The following is a 20,099-nucleotide window of genomic DNA, read 5'->3' as shown; positions in this document are numbered from 1 at the left end:
TATTATTCGGCTCAGTAGAACAATAGATTAATAATTATCGACTACGCTAGTAGGACTTCATCCTCAGAAAAACTGTTATATGTTTTTGAAACGCATCAAGCATTTACTCATTCTTAGTACCGTCGCGGTTACTTGCCTGCTTGTTGCAGCTCATCACGTTTTAGGCACGAACTTGTTATACGTGGCTATCGCTAGCGTGGTCATTTGCTATCTCATTTTATTCTTTCTTGTCAAGCGTTCCTTTACGAAGGGCTCTCTTACAAAATCAACTGAGCAAGGCGCAGAACTCACTAAGTATAAACGTGAACAACAAGCGATCTTACAAACGATCGTAGACGCATTGATCATCATTGATGAACGAGAAAAATTACGCAAATAAACCCAAGCTGCTCTCGATTATTGGGGTATAGCGAAGAAGAACTTTTAGATAAGAATGTCAGCATGCTCATGGCTGATAACTTAGCTAAACATCATGATCAATATATTCAAAATTACCTTGATACAGGGGATGCTAAAATCATTGGTATCGGCCGGGAAGTCAAAGCATGACACAAAGACGGCTATTCACTACCGGTTCACTTAGCCATTTCTAAATACAAAGATGGTCGTGAATACAAATTTGTCGGAGTTTTGCGCGACATTAGCAAAGAAGTTTCGCTGCGCGAAAAGCTGGTCAAGGAAGCGACGCATGATCAGTTAACGGGCTTATCTACAAGACGCAAACTCGAAGAATTCGTGAACATGCTCATCAGAAGTTCACATAGATCAAACCGTTTGTTCGCAATCTTGTTTATTGACCTGAACAACTTCAAACCAATTAATGATCTACACGGGCATGAGGTAGGGGAAGCAGTACTCAAGAGCATCGCAAAACGAATCAGCGCTTTAACTCGTCAAGAAGACTTATGTGCTCGAATCGGTGGTGATGAGTTCGTGGTTGTCATATCTGAGTTGAAAAACAACTCAAAACTAAAATTCATTATCGCAAGGTATGCGAGTGAGCTAAGAAAAAATATTGCTTATGAAGATTACTCTATCTCGATCAGTGCAAGTATTGGTTCATCAACATTTCCTGCTGACGGGAAAGACTACACGTCTCTAATACAGCATGCAGACCGTGCGATGTATAGAGAAAAGTCACGTGATGCTAACGGTCGATCTGATATATCTCACACACTCGAACTCAATGAAGCTGACAAAACCTGTAAAAAACTATATTCACTGACGTATATCAGTGAATCATTAGTACCTAAAGAAGGCATATTGGATGTCCTTAATCAGATTAAAGAAAAATCTGAAATCAATAATTCAAAGCAACACATTACAGGTAAATTGCTGCTAAAAGGAGAACACTTTCTTCAGCGTCTAGAAGGAGAAAAAGTGCATTTAGAGAAATGCTTCGAGCGAGTCAAAAAAGACAACAGGCATCAAAATATACAGTTACTGTATTTTGATAAGATCACGGATCGGTATTTTAAAGACTGGTCACAGATGCCAATCGTCACACTTAATGGCACATCCGATGCCTTTGATAAGCTAGTATCGGATGTTCAAACGCAAGACATTCATATGATCGATGAGCAATCAATTATTCATGTTTTTGATGCGATAACTAATCTAAGTGAGCACAAATCAGCCCACCTAACATAACTATTCTACCGTTACAGACTTCGCCAAATTTCTAGGCTGATCTACATCCGTACCTTTAATCACTGCGACATAATAACTTAGTAGTTGCAAAGGCACACTGTAGAGAATTGGAGCGATTGCATCGTCACAATGCGGTACATCTAATACTTTCATTGTTGCATCACTTTCAAACTTAGATGCCTTATCTGCGAAGACATACATCAAGCCACCGCGAGCACGTACCTCTTCCACGTTTGAATGAAGCTTTTCCATAAGATCGTTATCAGGTGCCACCACAATCACCGGCATATCGGCATCAATAAGTGCTAATGGACCGTGTTTTAACTCTCCTGCAGCGTAGGCCTCTGCATGGATATACGAGATCTCTTTAAGCTTTAACGCACCTTCCATTGCAATCGGATATTGATCTCCACGACCCAAGAACAGACTATGATGTTTATCTGCAAAATCTTCAGCGAGCAGTTTAATCTGCGCATCCATCTCTAAAGCTTGGTCAATTTTACTCGGTAACGATTGTAGTGCCGATACGATCTCTTTTTCTTGGTCTGGGTTAAGCGCTTTATGTTTTCCAATCGCTGCGACTAACAGAAGTAAACCAGCTAATTGAACTGTAAATGCTTTTGTAGAAGCGACACCGATTTCAACACCGGCCTCCATCATGTAAGCAAGATCTGATTCACGTACTAGAGATGAACCAGGAACATTACAGATAGTGAGACTCGATTTATAACCGAGTTCTTTCGCTAAACGCAGGGCCGCTAGCGTATCTGCTGTTTCTCCAGACTGAGAGATAGTTACGATTAAAGCATTGTTATAAACAAACGATTTGCGGTAACGGAACTCAGAAGCGATTTCGACATTACAAGACACGCCAGCGTATTGCTCAAACCAATATCGTGCGACCATACCACTATGGTAGCTCGTGCCACATGCAATGATCTGAACGTGATCAATATCCTTTAAAATTTCTTCAGCATTGTTACCGAAAGCACTCGCTAACACTGCACCGTTTTCAACGCGTCCATTTAAAGTATTCTTCAAAGCGACAGGCTGCTCATAAATTTCCTTCAGCATGTAGTGTTTGAATTTACCCTTATCTCCAGCGTCATGCGTTATATCTGATTCGCTTACTTCCCGCTCAACTTGTTCATCGTTGAGATCAAAAATTGTTACGCTGTGGCGAGTTAGCTCAGCAATATCTCCTTCTTCAAGAAAGGCAAATCTATTCGTAACGGGAAGTAATGCTAGCTGATCGGACGCTAAGAAATTTTCTCCAATGCCATAACCAATGACGAGTGGGCTACCAGAACGCGCTGCGACCAATCTATCTGGATCTGCTGTTTCCATTGCCACGGTTCCATATGCACCGACTAGTTGACGAATGGCTTGACGGAATGCTTCTAGAAGAGTGGAACTAGTTTTACGTTCATGATGAATAAGATGGGCAATTACTTCGGTATCGGTATCGGACGTAAAAATATACCCTAATCCAATGAGCGTTTTTTTTAGGTCCAAATAGTTTTCGATAATCCCGTTATGTACGACGGTAATTTCGTTACTTGATGTGTGTGGATGGGCGTTTTGTTCATTAGGCTCACCGTGTGTTGCCCAACGGGTATGTGCGATGCCAGTACCACCTAAGCAAGGAGTTTCTGTTAGCGCGTCGGCTAATGCTTTCACTTTACCGACACGACGTACACGTTGAAATTCTCCGTCTTGAGATAACACAGCTACACCTGCAGAGTCATAACCTCGATACTCTAAGCGGCGTAAACCCTCGACTAAGATATTAGCCACGTCACGCTGAGCAATCGCTCCTACAATGCCACACATACTTGAAACCCTTATTTATACTCGTTCCTTGAGAAAACCTAGTTTTTCGTTGGTTTTTTCCAATTGGAAATATTTACTTGCTTACCTCGCGCTACAGCGAGTTGATGCTCATCGACATTTTTTGTCACGACAGAACCTGCACCTACCGTTGCACCCTTCTCAATTTTTACTGGGGCGACGAGAGACGAGTTCGAACCAATAAACACATCATCGCCAAGTTCTGTTTGGTATTTGTTTACACCGTCATAGTTACAGGTGATCGTGCCTGCACCGATATTTACACCCGCGCCAATCTCTGCGTCTCCGATATAGCTCAAGTGATTCACTTTCGAACCTTCGCCAATATTTGCTTTCTTCGTTTCGACAAAATTACCGATTTTAGCGTTGTCAGAAAGCTTAGTTCCGGGGCGGAGTCGAGCATAGGGGCCAATATCGCAATCCGATCCAACAATAGAGTCCTCGATGACTGAATTCGCTTTGATAACCGTACCTGAGGCAATAGTAGTGTTTTTAATCAAGCAATTAGGACCTATTGAAACGTTGTCTTCTATTGAAACATTGCCTTCAAAGATACAATTTAAATCGATTGTTACGTCTTGACCACAGGCCAAAGTACCACGGATATCAATACGGTTTGGATCAAATAGGCTCACGCCGTTTCTTAACAAGGCTTCACCAAGTTGGGATTGATACCAACATTCAAGTTCACACAGTTGTAAGCGATCATTTACGCCTTGAACTTCTTCTGGAGAATTCGGAAAACACGCTTCAACTTCTTTTCCTTGATTAACCGCTAAAGCAACAAAGTCAGTCAGGTAGTATTCTGCTTGTGCATTATCAGCCCTAAGTTGTGGAAGCCATACATTCATATTATTCGAACTGAATGCCATGAATCCTGTATTTACTTCTTGGATCGCTAGCTGTTCGTCAGTTGCATCTTTTTGCTCGACAATCGCATTTACTTCTTGCGCGATATTACGAACGATTCGACCATAACCTGTTGGATCGGCTAGCTCCATAGTAAGTAGCGCAAGCGTTTCTTCATCAGCCATCTCTACTAGCTCAGTAAGCGAATCTACACCAATTAGTGGCACATCGCCGTACAATACGAGTACTTTGGAATCGGAAGTTATGTTACCAGCAGCCTGAGCCACGGCGTGACCTGTGCCAAGTTGCTCGGTTTGCTGAACCCAATTGATTGGAAATGGAGAATTAGAAAATGCTTTCTGTACTTGATCAGCCCCATGTCCGATTACTACATGAAGACTTGTTGGATTTAACCGTTGTGCCGTATCTAAAACGTGTTCAAGCATCGGCTTTCCGGCCAATTCGTGCAAAACTTTTGGTTTTGCAGACTTCATTCTAGAGCCCTTTCCCGCGGCCAATACTACAACATGTAAATCCATAACCACTTCCATGATTTTCTAGTTAATAAAATTAAGTGTAGCGTGAACTTTAAACTTTGATCCGCTCACAATTTATTTTTCTTAAATAAAAAAGGCAGCCTTATAGCTGCCTTTTCTAGCACTCGCTGAAAATTACTTTCTACGAATGTATTGTACCGCTCTCAAACGAGCTGTCGCTTCTGCTAGCTGCAAAGCAACACGGTTATAGTCCATGTCGCCTTTTAAGTTAGCAAATTCACGTTCCGCTTCAGCTTTCGCTTCAAGGGCGGCCGCTTCATCGATGTGATCAGCACGTTGAGCAGTATCTGAAAGAACAGTTACTACGTTTGGTTGTACCTCAAGGTAACCACCAGTGACATAAAAAACCTCTTCTTCACCGCCTTCTTTAACGACGCGTACTGGACCAGGTTTAAGACTAGTCATCAACGCTGCGTGGCCTGGAGCGATACCTAAATCACCAGACTCACCTGACGCAATCACTAGCTCAACAGAGCCAGAAAAAAGCTGTTCTTCGCAGCTTACGATGTCGCATTGTACAGTTGTACCCATAGGTCTTCTCCGGTAGAAATCAGTGTCGTAATAATTATCACGACACTAATAACTCAGATTACATGTCCTTCGCTTTCTCGATCGCTTCATCGATAGAACCAACCATGTAGAACGCCTGTTCTGGAAGGTCATCGAACTCACCGTTAAGAATGCCTTGGAAACCACGGATAGTATCTGCAAGAGACACATACTTACCAGGAGAACCAGTAAATACTTCAGCAACGTGGAAAGGCTGCGACAAGAAACGCTCAATCTTACGAGCACGTGCAACAGTTTGCTTATCTTCTTCAGAAAGCTCGTCCATACCAAGAATCGCGATGATGTCTTTCAATTCTGCATAACGCTGAAGAACTGTTTGAACACCACGAGCAACTTCATAGTGCTCGTTACCGATTACTAATGGATCCAACTGACGTGAAGTTGAGTCAAGTGGGTCAATCGCTGGGTAGATACCCTTAGAAGCGATGTCACGGCTCAATACAACCGTTGCGTCCAAGTGAGAGAACGTTGTTGCTGGCGATGGGTCAGTCAAGTCATCCGCTGGTACGTATACCGCTTGGATAGAAGTGATCGAACCAGTCTTAGTAGAAGTGATACGTTCCTGAAGAACCCCCATCTCTTCTGCTAGTGTTGGCTGGTAACCTACCGCTGAAGGCATACGACCTAGAAGTGCTGATACTTCAGTACCTGCAAGTGTGTAACGGTAAATGTTGTCTACGAATAGTAGAACGTCTTTACCTTCGTCACGGAACTTCTCAGCCATCGTCAAACCAGTTAGCGCTACACGCAGACGGTTTCCTGGTGGCTCATTCATCTGGCCGTAAACCATTGCTACTTTAGAGTCTGTAGGAGTCTCTAAGTTAACAACGCCCGCTTCCTGCATCTCGTGGTAGAAGTCGTTACCCTCACGAGTACGCTCACCAACACCTGCGAATACTGAAAGACCAGAGTGCTTAAGTGCGATGTTGTTGATAAGTTCCATCATGTTAACGGTCTTACCAACACCGGCACCACCAAACAGACCAACTTTACCACCCTTAGCGAATGGACAAACTAAGTCGATTACTTTGATACCTGTTTCTAGAAGCTCTGCACTTGCCGCTTGCTCAGCGTAAGTAGGAGCTTTACGGTGAATAGGCATACGCTCTTGTTCACCGATTTCACCGCGCTCATCGATTGGTCGACCAAGTACGTCCATGATACGACCCAGTGTTTCAGTACCTACTGGTACGGAAATTGGAGCGCCAGTGTTTGCTACATTAAGGCCACGCTTAAGACCTTCTGTGCTACCCATTGCGATGGTACGAACGACACCATCACCTAGTTGCTGTTGAACTTCGAGAGTGGTTTCGCCACCGTCAACAGTCAACGCATCATATACATTAGGTACTGAATCGCGCGCGAATTCGACGTCGATTACCGCCCCAATGATTTGTACGATACTTCCGCTACTCATGTTCGGTTCCTCGTTAAAAATATATTCTTTATCAATCTCTTAATCGCTGTGCGCTAAACTGCAGCTGCACCGCTAACAATCTCAGAAATTTCTTGAGTGATTGCTGCCTGACGTGCTTTGTTGTAAACCAGTTGCAACTCGTTGATCATTTCGCCCGCGTTATCAGTCGCGGCCTTCATTGCAATCATACGTGCTGCTTGTTCACATGCTGCGTTTTCCACAACGCCCTGATACACCTGAGATTCGATAAAACGAGTCAATAATCCGTCGAGCAAAGCTTTTGCGTCGGGCTCGTAAATGTAGTCCCAATGATGTTGAAGCTCTTCTTCTCCAGAAGCCTTCAAAGGTAGCAACTGATGTAACTCAGCTTGCTGCGTCATGGTGGTCACAAATTCGTTGTATACAACATAAAGTCGGTCGATCTTGCCTTCGTCATAAGCGTCAAGCATCACTTTAATTGATCCAATCAACTCATGCGCAGAAGGTTCTTCACCTAAACCGCTAACTGCCGCTACTACGTTTCCGCCGTAACTTTTGAAGAATGAGATTGCCTTTTGGCCGACGGCACAAATGTCCACTTCGACTTCTTGATCAGCCCATGTCTTCATATCGGCTAGTGTTTTCTTGAACAAATTAACGTTCAAGCCGCCACATAAACCGCGGTCAGTAGATACAACGATATAACCTACACGTTTAACATCACGATCTTTCAGATATAAGTGATGATATTCTGGGGTTGCATTTGCCAGGTGGCTAACAACCGCACGAATTTTCTCAGCGTACGGTTTGCCCTGGCTCATACGCTCTTGCGCTTTACGCATTTTACTAGCTGCAACCATTTGCATTGCACTAGTAATCTTTTGCGTGCTTTTAACGCTAGAGATTTGATTTCGTATTTCTTTACCAACGGCCATTGTTAGTTGCCTATAAAGTCTGATTAAAAAACTCGATTAAACGGGCAAGCCCATCTAATTACCAAGTTTGGGTAGACTTAAATGTCTCCAAAGAACTCTTGATACCGTCTGCGATATCATTGTTGTAGTCGCCTTTCTCATTGATCTTATTCATAAGATCAGCTTGTTCAGCGTTCATGTAAGAAAGCAATGCTTCTTCAAATGCTACAACTTTGTTCACTGGTACATCATCAAGGAAACCTTCATTGGCTGCGTAAAGTACAACACCCATTTCAGCAACGCTCTGCGGGCTATACTGCTTCTGCTTCATGAGCTCCGTTACACGTTGACCGTGCTCCAATTGCTTACGAGTTGCTTCGTCAAGGTCAGAAGCAAACTGAGCAAACGCTGCAAGCTCACGATATTGAGCAAGTGCTAGACGGACGTTACCGCCAAGTTTCTTAATAATTTTGGTCTGAGCTGCACCACCTACACGAGATACCGAAATACCTGCGTTCATCGCTGGACGAATACCGGCGTTAAATAGGTTAGTTTCTAGGAAGATCTGACCATCAGTGATCGAAATTACGTTAGTGGGTACGAATGCAGATACGTCACCACCTTGTGTTTCGATAACTGGTAGCGCTGTCAAAGAACCTGTTTGGCCTTTAACTTCACCATTAGTGAACTGCTCTACGTACTCTTCACTAACTCGCGATGCACGCTCTAGAAGACGTGAGTGCAAGTAGAATACGTCGCCAGGATATGCTTCACGACCTGGTGGACGACGAAGAAGCAATGAAATTTGACGGTATGCCCAAGCTTGCTTAGTCAAATCATCAAATACGATCAATGCATCCTGACCACGGTCACGGAAGTATTCACCCATTGTAGTACCAGCGTATGGCGCTAAGAAAAGCATTGCTGCTGGATCTGCTGCACCTGCCGCAACGATGATGGTGTGATCCATTGCACCGTGCTCTTCAAGCTTACGTACTACTGCTGCGATAGAAGACTGCTTCTGACCAACCGCTACGTAGATGCACTTAACGCCTGTACCTTTTTGGTTGATGATTGCATCAATTGCAATCGCAGTTTTACCTGTTTGACGGTCACCGATAATCAACTCACGCTGACCACGACCGATTGGCACCATTGAGTCAATTGACTTAAGACCGATTTGAACTGGCTCGTCAACAGACTTACGCGCGATTACGCCTGGTGCAACGACTTCGATAGGAGCCGTCATGTTTGTTTCGATAGGACCTTTGCCATCGATTGGGTTACCAAGTGCGTCAACAACACGGCCGAGAAGCGCTTCACCGATTGGCACTTCCAAAATACGACCAGTACAACGTACTTTCTGACCTTCTGCTAGGCCATTGTAGTCACCTAATACAACGACACCTACAGAATCACGCTCAAGGTTAAGCGCCATACCGTAAACACCGTTTTCAAATTCAACCATCTCACCGTACATTACTTCGGCAAGACCATGAACTAGAACGATACCGTCAGATACGCTGACGATCGTGCCCTCGTTTTGGGCTTCAGAAGAAACATCGAGCTGCTCGATGCGCTTCTTAATGATTTCGCTGATTTCAGCTGGGTTTAGCTGTTGCATGCTTTTAAATCCTCAAATCTGAATCCGCTACCTAAGCACTTACTGCTTCTGCAAGTTTGGCTAATTTGCCTTTCACAGATGCATCAATAACTAGGTCGTTCGCGCGAATAATTGCGCCACCTAACAATGACTCATTGGTCGTTGTTGATAGGTTTACTTTACGATCTAGTTTCTTGCTCAATGCTTGTGCCAGCTTCTCTTGTTGTTCACTACCCAAGTCGTATGCACTTTCTACTTCTACGTCTACTGACTGCTCAAGTTGCGCTTTAAAAGCTTCGAATAACTCTGAAATCTCAGGCAACAATGCAATGCGATTGTTTTCTGATAGTACGTGAATCAGGTTACGCGCTTCTTGATTCAAAGCATCGCCGCATACATCACAAAATGTATCGGCTTTCGCTTTGCTAGTTAGTGCAGGGTGATCGAGAACAACAACCATATTCTCTTCCTTCGCTACCGCAGAAGCTGCAGCTAGCATACTTGACCAAACGTCAAGGCTATCAGTTGCTTTTGCTGCTTCAAATGAAGCTTTAGCGTAAGGTCGGGCAATCGTGATTGACTCTGCCATCATCCACTCTCAATAGTTAAATTTCAGAGGCAAGCTGGTCTAGTAACGCGCTGTGCTTGCTTGCATCGATTTCTGCGCCAAGAATCTTCTCTGCACCTGCTAATGCAATTGCTGATACTTCTGCACGTAGTTCTTCACGTACACGATTCTTTTCTTGCTCAATTTCTGCTTGCGCTGCATTCAGAAGACGATCGCCTTCAGTTTTTGCAGTTTCTTTAGCCTCGTCAACGATTTGGCTAGCACGCTTGTTCGCTTGCTCAATAAGCTCAGCTGCTTTAGTTTTTGCTTCTTTCAATTCTTCATCTGCTTTTTGTTGAGCAAGTTCCAAATCTTTTGAAGCACGGTCAGCTGCAGCTAAACCATCGGAAATCTTCTTTTCACGCTCTTGCATGGCAGCCATGATTGGCGGCCATACATATTTCATGCAGAACAACACGAAAACAGCGAAGAAGATTATTTGTCCTATAAGTGTGTAATTAAGATTCACACCAATAACCTCGCTTTGTTGCCGGTTTACTTAGTCAGAAATACTTAAACCTTAATGGATTAAGCACCAACACCTGGAGCAACTACGAAGATCAAGTACATAGCAATACCAACACCGATGATTGGAATAGCATCGATCAAACCAGCAAGTAAGAACATCTTACCTTGTAGCATTGGGCCAAGCTCTGGCTGACGCGCTGTGCCTTCAAGCAAACGGCCGCCTAGAAGACCCATACCTACTGCTGCACCAAGTGCACCCAAACCAAGCATAATTGCAGCTGCAATGATTACTAGTTCCATTTTTTTCTCCTATCTTTTAGATTTCAATTTAAAAATGAAGTGAGTAAAACTCGTTTAGTGGTCTTCGTGAGCCATGCTCAAGTAAACCACGGTTAAAACCATAAATATGAACGCCTGAAGAGTGATAACTAGAATATGGAAAATCGCCCAACCTAGTTGTAAGAAGCCACCAAACAGACCAAAGAATAGTCCCGCGCTGTACATAACGGCGATCAAAATAAAGATCATTTCGCCTGCATACATGTTACCGAATAGTCGCAAACCTAAAGAGAAAGGTTTTGCCAACAAACCAACCAGTTCCATGAACAAGTTTACTGGGATAAATAACCAGTGATTGAATGGATGCATTGTCAATTCTTTAACAAACCCACCCAGACCTTTGATCTTGATTGAGTAGTACAGCATCAAGATAAAGACAGCGACCGCCATGCCTAACGTGATGTTAGGGTCCGTAGACGGAACAATTTTGTGGTACTCAACACCTAAGGCCATCATCAACGAAGGAACAACGTCCACTGGAACAAGGTCCATCAAGTTCATGAGGAATACCCAAACGAAAATCGTTAGGGCAAGCGGAGCAACCAAAGGATTACGACCATGGAACATGTCTTTAACATTGTTGTCGATAAATTCAACGATAATCTCAACAAAGTTTTGAAGACGTCCTGGAACACCAGAAGTTACAGATTTTGCTACGAGAGCGAACAACGCGCAGAAAATGACACCTAGTCCAAAAGACCATGCCAAACTGTCCACGTGAAACGCATTAAAGCCCATAGCAGAAGCTTCTGCTGAGCCGTGCGCCATTGTCCAAGTATCTGCTTCTAAAACAGTACCATCGTAACGTTCGTAACCAGCGGGCAACTTACCATACGTGAGATTGGTTAAGTGGTGCTGGATATACTCGGTAGTTGTTGGGTTTTCACCTGCCATAGTTAAGGGCCTACACTTACTTTTAAGAAACTTGTTTAAGGTCTATTTGGCTGTTAACAGCGGATAGATCCCATTAGTTAAGACGAGCACAATAAAAGTCGTCATTAACGCAAATACATCTACTTCTTTATAAAAACTAAATGCCAGAGCAAATCCCATTGCGATTAATAGCAATTTGGAACTTTCCGCACTGTAAAAGCTCTGAACTGTTTTGGCCGCTGCTCTTGCCCCCATATATCTGAAGGACTTAAATGCAAAATATTGCTGAGGAATAATAAAAACCACACTTCCTATAAAGGCTGACAAGGCACTATTCTCACCAGAAATCAGGTAAAAACTGACGACTGAGATGGCCATGACCAAGCACTGAATTCCAAAATATTGGATCAATGGTGGCTTTTTAATTTTCAACTCCAAATATTTATTGGGCGAACAGCGAATACAATGCCCTAAAACGGTTCTTTTCCGCACTATAAAAAAGCGCGGCAATTGTATGGTAAATACCCCTACCATTCAACACTTGGCAGTGCGAATTAAAGTTAGATTGATAATTTTCGTTATAAAGTTTTTTCGTTGCCCATTAACGGTTTAGCCGATGTTCTTATTATTTTATGTGGGAAAGGATGCCGTCTAACTCATTGAGAGAGTTGTACGAAATCACTAACTTACCTTTTCCACCTCTACAATGAGCAATATCAATGCTTGCGCCAAGCTTCTCAGAGAGATCTGTTTCAAGGCGCAAGATATTGGGGTCTTTCTCTGCTTTTGTTGCTTTTTTCGTCGCTGGCGCTTCTAACATTTTTCGCACGAGCGCTTCAGTTTGTCTAACTGACATCGATCGACTATTTACTTGATTCGCGGCAGCTAACTGATCTTCTTCGGCTAACGCTAACAATGCCCGACCGTGGCCCATTTCTAAGTCGCCATGCTCTAGCATTAATTTCACATCATCGTTCAAATTCATCAGTCGCAATAAATTTGTAACCGTTGAACGAGATTTGCCAATAGCCTCAGCGACTTCTTGTTGCGTAAGATCGAATTCATCTTGCAAACGTTGCAATGCAATTGCCTCTTCCATCGCATTTAAGTTTTCACGTTGAATGTTTTCGATCAATGCCATAGCTACAGCAGCTTCGTCTGGCACATCTCGAACAATTGTAGGAACGCGATCTAAACCTGCAATTTGTGAGGCTCTCCAGCGGCGCTCGCCTGCGATAATCTCAAACTTACTCTCCGAGACAGGACGAACAACAATCGGCTGCATAATACCTTGCTGTCGAATCGATTCCGCTAGCTCTTCAAGCGCTTGTTGGTCCATGTCGCGGCGTGGCTGATACTTACCACGCTGGATCAACTCGACAGGGATCTCTCGAAGATGCTTTTCGTCATGAGTCGATTTTTTTAAGGCTTCTACATTTGAGCCTTTCAAAAGAGCTCCAAGCCCTTTTTCACCGATTACCCGCTTCTTAGCCAATTTACTTCCTCTTATACAGCCATCAAATTAGGCTGTGTTTTTTTCTTAGAACGTCGAACGATTTCGCCAGCTAAAGCTAAATAAGCTAGGGCACCTCTGGATGATTTATCATAATACAGTGCTGGCATACCATGGCTAGGAGCTTCTGCTAGTCTCACATTTCGAGGAATCGCTACCTTGTAGACTTGGTCACCAAAGTACTCTTCTAACTCCTCTGATACATCTTTAGTTAGACTATTACGAGGGTCGTACATGGTGCGTAGAATCCCTGAAATTTTTAAATCAGGGTTTATCGTTTCACGAATCTGCTCAATTGTAGTCATAAGGGCTGCCAAACCTTCTAATGCGTAATATTCGCATTGCATCGGTATGATCACGCCATCACTTGCGGATAAGGCATTCACCGTCAACATATTTAATGATGGAGGGCAGTCTATAACAATAAAGTCGTAGTTAGTACGTACTTCGTTTAAACCCAAGCGGAGACGGTGCTCTCGACCAATTTCATTTAGTAACTCAACCTCTGCAGCCACTAAGTCGCCATTTGCTGGTAAAACATCAAATTGCCCATGTGTCGTTTCTACAACAACCTCTTCAAATTTGGCTTTTTTCGTTAGTAAATCATAGACAGTGCGATCTAATTCATTCTTCATAATGCCGCACCCCATCGTCGCATTGCCTTGGGGATCAAGATCAATCAAAAGGATCTTTCGCTTTGTCGCTGCCAAAGACGCGGCTAAATTAACGCTGGTAGTCGTTTTTCCTACACCGCCTTTTTGATTAGTTACTGCAAAGATTTGACCCACGGGCTTACCTATTTCTTACTTAGTTTGATGTTTTTGCTTTTTCTATAATAAGTAAATGACGCTGTGCATCACAACCAGGGACAGTTAGCTTTATCACATCTTGATAAACATACTCTGACGATAGTGCACTTGCTTCATTTTCCACTTCGCTTCCTTTCATAGCAAGAAGCTTTCCATTTTCTGATAAACAAGGGCCACATAAACTGGCAAAATTTTCTGCAGCAGTAAATGCTCTGGAAATTATGGCGGGGAAAAAACGCTTACCAGCAAGTTTTTCTATTCGCGTATGCAGTACCTCGATATTTTTTAACCCCAGAGTAATCGCTGCTTGCGTCAAGAATCGCGTTTTTTTGATATTGCTATCGACCAAGGTAAATTGGCTATTGGGAAACAGTAGCGCAAGAGGAATACCAGGTAAACCAGGTCCAGTACCCACATCCATGATTTCTGACTCAGTGATAAACGGAACAACGCTTAACGAGTCAATAATATGGCGCTCCAACATTTCTTTCGGATCGCGAATCGCTGTTAAGTTGTAAGTGGAGTTCCATCGATACAGTAGTGAAACATACTCAACTAACTTATCTGCGTTCTGAACACTTAGCTCTATGCCGATTTCACCTGCAGCGTCTAACAGACGTTCAGAAAACCCTTCGGTATTAATCTGGCCCACAACTAATTCGTCTCTTTCACGGATATTGCGCGCTTCATACTCGCTTTTTTCATGAATACCAGAACAAGTGAGATAGCAGCAGGTGTTACGCCAGGAATGCGCGAAGCTTGAGCAATCGTTGTAGGCTTCTGAGTCATCAACTTTTGCTTCACTTCATTCGACAAGCCCGATACTTGTTCATAATCAAAATCATCTGGTATAACAGTATTTTCATTCTTACGCAGCTTATCTATCTCATCTTGTTGACGTGAGATATATCCTGCGTACTTTGTCTGAACTTCTATCTGCTCAGCGACATCTTCTCGAGTAACGTGCTCAGGATCTAATTCAGAAATGTTTTTATATCCAATTTCGGGTCTGCGTAATAATTCTTCCAAGCTGTATTCGCGCGAAATCGGGTTTGATAATAAATCGTTCAACTTATTTGCTTGCTCTGAGTTTGCCTGAACCCAAGTACTCTTAATTCGGGCTTGCTCTTTCATAATTGCTTCTGTTTTTTCTTGGAAAAAAGACCAACGCTCATCGCCAACAACACCAAGATTGCGACCAATTTCAGTCAATCGGAGATCTGCATTATCTTCTCTAAGCAGCAATCGATATTCGGCACGACTGGTAAACATACGATATGGCTCAGACGTACCTAAGGTAATTAAGTCGTCAACCAAAACACCGATGTACGCTTCGTCTCGACGCGGATACCATTGCTCTTCGCCATTAGCTCGCAACGCAGCATTTAATCCAGCAAGCAAACCTTGTGCGCCAGCTTCTTCATATCCTGTGGTGCCATTGATTTGTCCGGCAAAATACAAACCGTCGATAAAGCGCGTCTCAAGGGTATGTTTAAGATCTTGGGGATTAAAATAATCATACTCGATTGCATATCCTGGACGAGTGATATGCGCATTTTCGAATCCGGCAATAGAACGCACGGCAGCGAGCTGTATATCGAAAGGCAAGCTGGTCGAAATGCCATTTGGATATAATTCATGCGTTGTTAAACCTTCAGGTTCAACAAAAATCTGATGTGAGTCTTTGTCTGCAAAACGATTAATCTTATCTTCAATCGATGGGCAGTAACGAGGACCAGTCCCTTCAATCACACCTGTGAACATAGGCGAACGATCAAAGCCTGAACGAATGATGTCATGGGTACGCTCATTGGTATGTGTAATAAAACACTCAATTTGACGCGGATGTTGCGCTACATTCCCCATGTAGGACATCACGGGAGTAGGTGAGTCGCCTGGCTGGCGTTGCATTACGCTGAAATCTACACTTCTTGCATCAATACGAGGAGGCGTTCCTGTTTTTAATCTACCGACACGGAAAGGCAGCTCTCTCAAACGATTGGCTAGTGCAATAGAAGGAGGGTCTCCGGCACGTCCGCCACTATGATTTTCTAGGCCAACGTGAATTACACCACCTAAAAAGGTTCCCGTAGTCAGTACGACCGATTCCGCTCTAAACGTTAAGCCCATATTGGTGATCACACCTTTTACGGAATCACCTTCAACAACGAGATCATCAGCAGCTTGCTGGAATATATCTAAGTTTGGCTGATTCTCTAGGATATCCCTGATCGCAGCTTTATATAAAATTCTATCTGCTTGAGCGCGCGTGGCTCTAACTGCAGGTCCCTTTCGACTGTTCAATACGCGAAATTGTATTCCCGCCAAATCAGTCGCTTTCGCCATAGCGCCATCAAGAGCATCAATTTCTTTTACTAGATGACTCTTACCAATGCCGCCTATAGCCGGGTTACAAGACATTTGTCCAAGCGTTTCGATATTGTGCGTCAACAATAATGTTTGCGCGCCTGTCCGTGCTGAAGCGAGAGCTGCTTCAGTACCAGCATGACCACCACCTATAACAATGACATCGTAAAGCTTTGGATATTCCACAAATAACCTCTAAAAACGGAATAAAAAAGGGCGCGCAATTATAATGAGTCGCGCCTCGCTTTAACAGAATGAAATGTATATTTTTTGATCAAATTTAACTAAAGCTATGAACTTAAATGATTTTTTGCAAATATTCGCTTTTTATCCAAAGAGTTATCCACAGAATTTTAGAGATAAGACTTAAAATAAACATCATAAACCATTGTTTTATATAGTTTTTACTAATATTTATATTAATGAGCGAAGAAATAACTCAATGTTATCCACAGGAATCTAGGAATTTTTCAGCGTTAACACAATATCTTCTAAAGCTTTAGAGCTTATTTGTTCAGGCATTACGGGGGCAGAAGCGAGTATCTTTACCTTTGACCAAAACCGCTTTGGAGCTTTCTGAAGAGCAGGCCTATCTTTGTGACTAAAGAAGCTTCCCCACAGACCCACCAAAGCTAATGGTATTACTGGAACAGGATCTCTTTCTATAATTTGCTCGATCCCGGCTTTAAAAGGCTTTATCTCTCCATCATCAGTTAGCTTTCCTTCTGGAAAAATACAAACAAGCTCATCGTTATTTAAAGCCTTAGAAATCTCATCAAATGCATTGTGGTATGTCTCTTCGTCTTTATGTTTGGGAGCAATTGGAATCGCATTCACCAACTTAAAGAACCACGATAGAACAGGTGTTTTAAATATCTTGTAGTCCATTACAAACCGAATGGGTCTTGGGCTGGCACCGGCAATCAATAACGCGTCCATGTAACTCACATGATTACAGACAATAACGCCTGCACCAGTTTCAGGAATACTGGACAAATTAACGTGCTTCACTCGATACATGGTGTGAGATACACACCAAACAACGAATCGAATAAAGAAATCCTTTACTCGAACAAAGATATATACACAAACGATCACATTCATAATCGATAATGCGAGGAAAAATTCAGGAATAGTAAGATTAAGCATTCCGAGTAAAATCATCGCCGTAATCGCGCTAGCGACCATAAACAATGCGTTGATAATATTGATAACAGCAATTGTTCTTGCTCTGACTTCTTCTGCAGCACGTTTCTGAACATAAGCGTAAAGAGGCACAATAAATATCCCACCGAATATGCCAATTCCCAAAAGGTCAATTAAGACTCTCGAGCTCTGTTCTCCGGTAAAATACATTAACCATGTAATTGAGTGATCAAGATTCACTTGGCTAGCAAAATATAAATCCACACCAAACACACTTAAGCTAATCGCCCCAAACGGTACAATGCCAAGCTCAACGCGCGATGATGATAGTTTTTCACAGAGCATTGAGCCCACGCCGATACCCAAGGTAAATATCGCTAACAGCAGAGTAACAACCGACTCGTCACCTTGGAGCGTTACTTTTGAATAGTTAGGGAATTGAGTGAGATAAGCAGCACCCAAAAACCAAAACCAAGAAATAGCTAAAATAGCCAAATAACTTGGTTTATCAGCCTTAATCAGTTTCACCATCTGATAAGTGTTAGTCAGGGGATTCCAAGAAATCTGCAAATCAGGTTGGGATGATGGTGCCGATGGAATTGACCGACTAAAAACATAACCAATCACTGCAAAGACGACTATTAACACAGCTGACCACCACAAGTATTGGGGTTGTTGCACTATAAAGCCCGCACCAATCGTGCCTAATAAAATCGCAACGAAGGTGCCCATTTCAACTAACGCATTCCCTCCTACTAATTCTTCGGGCTTTAAATGCTGAGGGAGAATCGCGTATTTAGCAGGACCAAAAAACGTACTTTGTGAGCCCATCAAAAATAACAATGCCAACAATACGTAATACAACTCAAAAATAAATGCTAAGGCAGCAAATGACATCAATACGATCTCTGCTAACTTGATTCGCCGCATCAACATGGCTTTGTCATATTTGTCGGTAATTTGGCCTGCAATGGCCGAGAACAAAAAGAAGGGAAGGATAAATAAACCAGCCGCTAGATTGAGCAGTAAATTGGTATCCACTGCAATCTTATCAACGGCATGATAAGCAACGATCAACATCAAACAATTTTTGAATATATTATCGTTGAAGGCGCCAAAAAACTGCGTGGCGAAAAATGGAGCGAATTTTTTATTCTTTAATAACTGACTTTGGCTCATCCTTGAATACCTCTAGATTTTATTTGCAGTAATAGTATTTATTTACCTATACAAAAACTGCCAAATATTTCTCCAAGTAAATCATCAGGACTAAAACGTCCTGTAATTGTACTCAGAGCTTCTTGAGCAAGACGCAAATCTTCAGCAAGTAACTCACCTGCATTAGCAACCACTAACTGATCTCGCCCAAGTCGTACATGCGTCAAAGCAGTATCTAAGGCGTTCAAATGACGTCGTCTAGCGGTAAATGTACCTTCTTCAACTTGTTTAAAACCCACAAAGCTCTTGAGCTCTTGTTTTAACAAATCAACACCATTGTTTAGCTTGGCGGACAAACGAATAAGTGGATAAGCCCCATCGCTTACGAATTCTGATGACTCACTTGTTTGATCAATTTTATTCTGCACAAGAAAAATATGATCTTGTCGATCTAATCGCGCTAAAAAGTCATTCCAATCATTTTTTGGATCAAAATTTGGTTCTTTTTTTCCATCGAAAACTAACAAAATAAGATCAGCTTGGTTTATCTCTGCCCAAGCGCGCTCGATACCAATTTGTTCAACTTTGTCAGAACTATCTCTTAAGCCAGCAGTATCGATAATGTGTAAAGGCAAGCCGTCTAAATTGATTTGCTCTTTTAAGACGTCTCGTGTTGTCCCTTCAATATCAGTAACAATCGCGGAGTCCGTTCCCGCCAAAGCATTTAATAAACTCGATTTCCCAGCATTTGGACGCCCAGCAATAACAACTCGAACCCCTTCAGTGAGGAGGGCACCTTGATTCGCTGAACTCAAGACTCCCTTTAGACTAAGAATCAAGTCATCTAATTGTTGCAAAACTTGGGAATCAGCAAGAAAGTCTATTTCTTCTTCAGGGAAATCAATCGCAGCTTCAACAAACATCCGAATTTTAATCAGTTCATCCGTCAAACTTGTAATGCGCTTCGAAAAATCACCATGCAAAGAACGCAAGGCACTGCGTGCTGCCGCCTCAGAATTACTATCGATTAAGTCGGCTATTGCTTCAGCTTGAACTAAATCTATCTTGTCATTTAGGAAGGCGCGTTGGGTAAATTCTCCTGGCTCTGCTAGTCGAGCGCCATGAGCCAAACAAGCATTAAGCAGCATATCCAAAACAACTGGACCACCATGTGCTTGTAACTCAAACACATCCTCTCCAGTAAACGAATGAGGAGCTTTAAAATAAAGGCCTATGCCTTGATCAATAGCTTGTCCATTTTCATCAAAGAACGTGCTGTAAAGTGCTTGGCGTGGCGTCGGGGATTGTTGAAGAAAAGACTGCGCGATTGTAGCCGCCTTTTCTCCTGATATACGAACTATGCCAACACCACCACGGCCCGTTGCTGTGGCAATCGCTGCAATGGTGTCAGAATGATAGTCCGTCATAC

20 protein-coding genes are annotated in these 20,099 nt (G+C 42.8%); 3 read left to right on the top strand and 17 right to left on the bottom strand.

Features of this window, described 5'->3' with window-relative positions:
* Positions 1 to 79 precede the first annotated feature (79 nt).
* The 3 genes from A3762_RS19715 to A3762_RS19710 all read left to right on the top strand — a co-directional run bounded on the left by A3762_RS19715 (position 80) and on the right by A3762_RS19710 (position 1,650).
* Positions 80 to 379 carry a hypothetical protein gene (locus A3762_RS19715; protein ID WP_068757245.1) on the top strand — a complete coding sequence of 100 codons (300 nt, stop codon included), beginning with the start codon at positions 80 to 82 and terminating at the stop codon, positions 377 to 379.
* 20 nt (positions 380 to 399) lie between these two features.
* Positions 400 to 549: a PAS domain S-box protein gene (locus A3762_RS28930; protein ID WP_197469415.1), complete on the top strand. Its 150-nt coding sequence runs from the start codon at positions 400 to 402 to the stop codon at positions 547 to 549.
* Positions 550 to 630: 81 nt separating this feature from the next.
* Positions 631 to 1,650: a diguanylate cyclase domain-containing protein gene (locus A3762_RS19710; RefSeq protein ID WP_068757243.1), complete on the top strand. Its 1,020-nt coding sequence runs from the start codon at positions 631 to 633 to the stop codon at positions 1,648 to 1,650.
* Here the strand turns inward: A3762_RS19710 and glmS are convergent, their stop codons facing one another.
* The 17 genes from glmS to mnmE form a co-directional block, all read right to left on the bottom strand.
* Positions 1,651 to 3,483: a glutamine--fructose-6-phosphate transaminase (isomerizing) gene (gene glmS / locus A3762_RS19705; protein WP_068757242.1), complete on the bottom strand. Its 1,833-nt coding sequence runs from the start codon at positions 3,481 to 3,483 to the stop codon at positions 1,651 to 1,653. It abuts the gene before it with no gap.
* A 38-nt stretch (positions 3,484 to 3,521) separates the two neighbouring features.
* Positions 3,522 to 4,889 (bottom strand): bifunctional UDP-N-acetylglucosamine diphosphorylase/glucosamine-1-phosphate N-acetyltransferase GlmU, encoded by a 1,368-nt coding sequence (gene glmU, locus A3762_RS19700; protein WP_068757268.1) that lies wholly within the window; start codon positions 4,887 to 4,889, stop codon positions 3,522 to 3,524.
* Between the two features lie 132 nt (positions 4,890 to 5,021).
* Positions 5,022 to 5,438 carry a F0F1 ATP synthase subunit epsilon gene (locus A3762_RS19695; RefSeq protein ID WP_068475520.1) on the bottom strand — a complete coding sequence of 139 codons (417 nt, stop codon included), beginning with the start codon at positions 5,436 to 5,438 and terminating at the stop codon, positions 5,022 to 5,024.
* A 58-nt stretch (positions 5,439 to 5,496) separates the two neighbouring features.
* Positions 5,497 to 6,894, bottom strand: coding sequence for a F0F1 ATP synthase subunit beta (gene atpD, locus A3762_RS19690; RefSeq protein WP_068482973.1), 1,398 nt, complete (start codon positions 6,892 to 6,894; stop codon positions 5,497 to 5,499).
* A gap of 53 nt (positions 6,895 to 6,947) precedes the next feature.
* Complete coding sequence (gene atpG, locus A3762_RS19685) at positions 6,948 to 7,808, bottom strand: F0F1 ATP synthase subunit gamma (RefSeq protein WP_068482977.1); 861 nt, start codon at positions 7,806 to 7,808, stop codon at positions 6,948 to 6,950.
* Positions 7,809 to 7,866: 58 nt separating this feature from the next.
* Complete coding sequence (gene atpA / locus A3762_RS19680; protein ID WP_068482980.1) at positions 7,867 to 9,411, bottom strand: F0F1 ATP synthase subunit alpha; 1,545 nt, start codon at positions 9,409 to 9,411, stop codon at positions 7,867 to 7,869.
* Between the two features lie 31 nt (positions 9,412 to 9,442).
* Positions 9,443 to 9,979 carry a F0F1 ATP synthase subunit delta gene (locus A3762_RS19675; protein ID WP_068481440.1) on the bottom strand — a complete coding sequence of 179 codons (537 nt, stop codon included), beginning with the start codon at positions 9,977 to 9,979 and terminating at the stop codon, positions 9,443 to 9,445.
* Positions 9,980 to 9,995: 16 nt separating this feature from the next.
* On the bottom strand, positions 9,996 to 10,466 hold the full coding sequence (locus tag A3762_RS19670) for a F0F1 ATP synthase subunit B (protein ID WP_068756867.1): 471 nt from the start codon (positions 10,464 to 10,466) through the stop codon (positions 9,996 to 9,998).
* Between the two features lie 59 nt (positions 10,467 to 10,525).
* Positions 10,526 to 10,765, bottom strand: a complete 240-nt coding sequence (gene atpE, locus A3762_RS19665; protein WP_068453646.1) for a F0F1 ATP synthase subunit C — start codon at positions 10,763 to 10,765, stop codon at positions 10,526 to 10,528.
* 54 nt (positions 10,766 to 10,819) lie between these two features.
* A complete protein-coding gene (gene atpB / locus A3762_RS19660) occupies positions 10,820 to 11,698 on the bottom strand; it encodes a F0F1 ATP synthase subunit A (protein ID WP_068757239.1) in 879 nt (292 codons plus the stop codon).
* Positions 11,699 to 11,740: 42 nt separating this feature from the next.
* Positions 11,741 to 12,211 carry an ATP synthase subunit I gene (locus A3762_RS19655; RefSeq protein ID WP_082869254.1) on the bottom strand — a complete coding sequence of 157 codons (471 nt, stop codon included), beginning with the start codon at positions 12,209 to 12,211 and terminating at the stop codon, positions 11,741 to 11,743.
* Between the two features lie 91 nt (positions 12,212 to 12,302).
* Positions 12,303 to 13,172 (bottom strand): ParB/RepB/Spo0J family partition protein, encoded by an 870-nt coding sequence (locus tag A3762_RS19650; RefSeq protein ID WP_068757238.1) that lies wholly within the window; start codon positions 13,170 to 13,172, stop codon positions 12,303 to 12,305.
* An 11-nt stretch (positions 13,173 to 13,183) separates the two neighbouring features.
* Positions 13,184 to 13,978, bottom strand: a complete 795-nt coding sequence (locus A3762_RS19645) for a ParA family protein (RefSeq protein ID WP_068757237.1) — start codon at positions 13,976 to 13,978, stop codon at positions 13,184 to 13,186.
* A gap of 19 nt (positions 13,979 to 13,997) precedes the next feature.
* A complete protein-coding gene (gene rsmG / locus A3762_RS19640; RefSeq protein WP_197469414.1) occupies positions 13,998 to 14,651 on the bottom strand; it encodes a 16S rRNA (guanine(527)-N(7))-methyltransferase RsmG in 654 nt (217 codons plus the stop codon).
* 2 nt (positions 14,652 to 14,653) lie between these two features.
* Positions 14,654 to 16,552 carry a tRNA uridine-5-carboxymethylaminomethyl(34) synthesis enzyme MnmG gene (mnmG, locus tag A3762_RS19635; RefSeq protein WP_068757236.1) on the bottom strand — a complete coding sequence of 633 codons (1,899 nt, stop codon included), beginning with the start codon at positions 16,550 to 16,552 and terminating at the stop codon, positions 14,654 to 14,656.
* A gap of 273 nt (positions 16,553 to 16,825) precedes the next feature.
* Positions 16,826 to 18,691, bottom strand: a complete 1,866-nt coding sequence (locus A3762_RS19630) for an MFS transporter (protein ID WP_068757233.1) — start codon at positions 18,689 to 18,691, stop codon at positions 16,826 to 16,828.
* 38 nt (positions 18,692 to 18,729) lie between these two features.
* The gene (gene mnmE / locus A3762_RS19625; protein ID WP_068757231.1) at positions 18,730 to 20,097 is read right to left on the bottom strand and encodes a tRNA uridine-5-carboxymethylaminomethyl(34) synthesis GTPase MnmE; all 1,368 of its coding nucleotides are present in this window, start codon (positions 20,095 to 20,097) and stop codon (positions 18,730 to 18,732) included.
* Positions 20,098 to 20,099 lie beyond the last annotated feature (2 nt).

The sequence above is a fragment of the Oleiphilus sp. HI0125 genome, assembly GCF_001635355.1.
Note: the sequence above shows the minus strand (reverse complement) of the source record. Positions and strands in the feature narration are given on the sequence as shown.

Bases quoted from the DNA above. Each gene is read 5' to 3' on its own strand.
- A3762_RS19715 (WP_068757245.1), top strand. From the start codon at position 80: ATGTTTTTGAAACGCATCAAGCATTTACTCATTCTTAGTACCGTCGCG.
- glmS (WP_068757242.1), bottom strand. From the start codon at position 3,483: ATGTGTGGCATTGTAGGAGCGATTGCTCAGCGTGACGTGGCTAATATC.
- glmU (WP_068757268.1), bottom strand. From the start codon at position 4,889: ATGGATTTACATGTTGTAGTATTGGCCGCGGGAAAGGGCTCTAGAATG.
- A3762_RS19695 (WP_068475520.1), bottom strand. From the start codon at position 5,438: ATGGGTACAACTGTACAATGCGACATCGTAAGCTGCGAAGAACAGCTT.
- atpD (WP_068482973.1), bottom strand. From the start codon at position 6,894: ATGAGTAGCGGAAGTATCGTACAAATCATTGGGGCGGTAATCGACGTC.
- atpG (WP_068482977.1), bottom strand. From the start codon at position 7,808: ATGGCCGTTGGTAAAGAAATACGAAATCAAATCTCTAGCGTTAAAAGC.
- atpA (WP_068482980.1), bottom strand. From the start codon at position 9,411: ATGCAACAGCTAAACCCAGCTGAAATCAGCGAAATCATTAAGAAGCGC.
- A3762_RS19675 (WP_068481440.1), bottom strand. From the start codon at position 9,979: ATGGCAGAGTCAATCACGATTGCCCGACCTTACGCTAAAGCTTCATTT.
- atpE (WP_068453646.1), bottom strand. From the start codon at position 10,765: ATGGAACTAGTAATCATTGCAGCTGCAATTATGCTTGGTTTGGGTGCA.
- atpB (WP_068757239.1), bottom strand. From the start codon at position 11,698: ATGGCAGGTGAAAACCCAACAACTACCGAGTATATCCAGCACCACTTA.
- A3762_RS19655 (WP_082869254.1), bottom strand. From the start codon at position 12,211: ATGGTAGGGGTATTTACCATACAATTGCCGCGCTTTTTTATAGTGCGG.
- A3762_RS19630 (WP_068757233.1), bottom strand. From the start codon at position 18,691: ATGAGCCAAAGTCAGTTATTAAAGAATAAAAAATTCGCTCCATTTTTC.
- mnmE (WP_068757231.1), bottom strand. From the start codon at position 20,097: ATGACGGACTATCATTCTGACACCATTGCAGCGATTGCCACAGCAACG.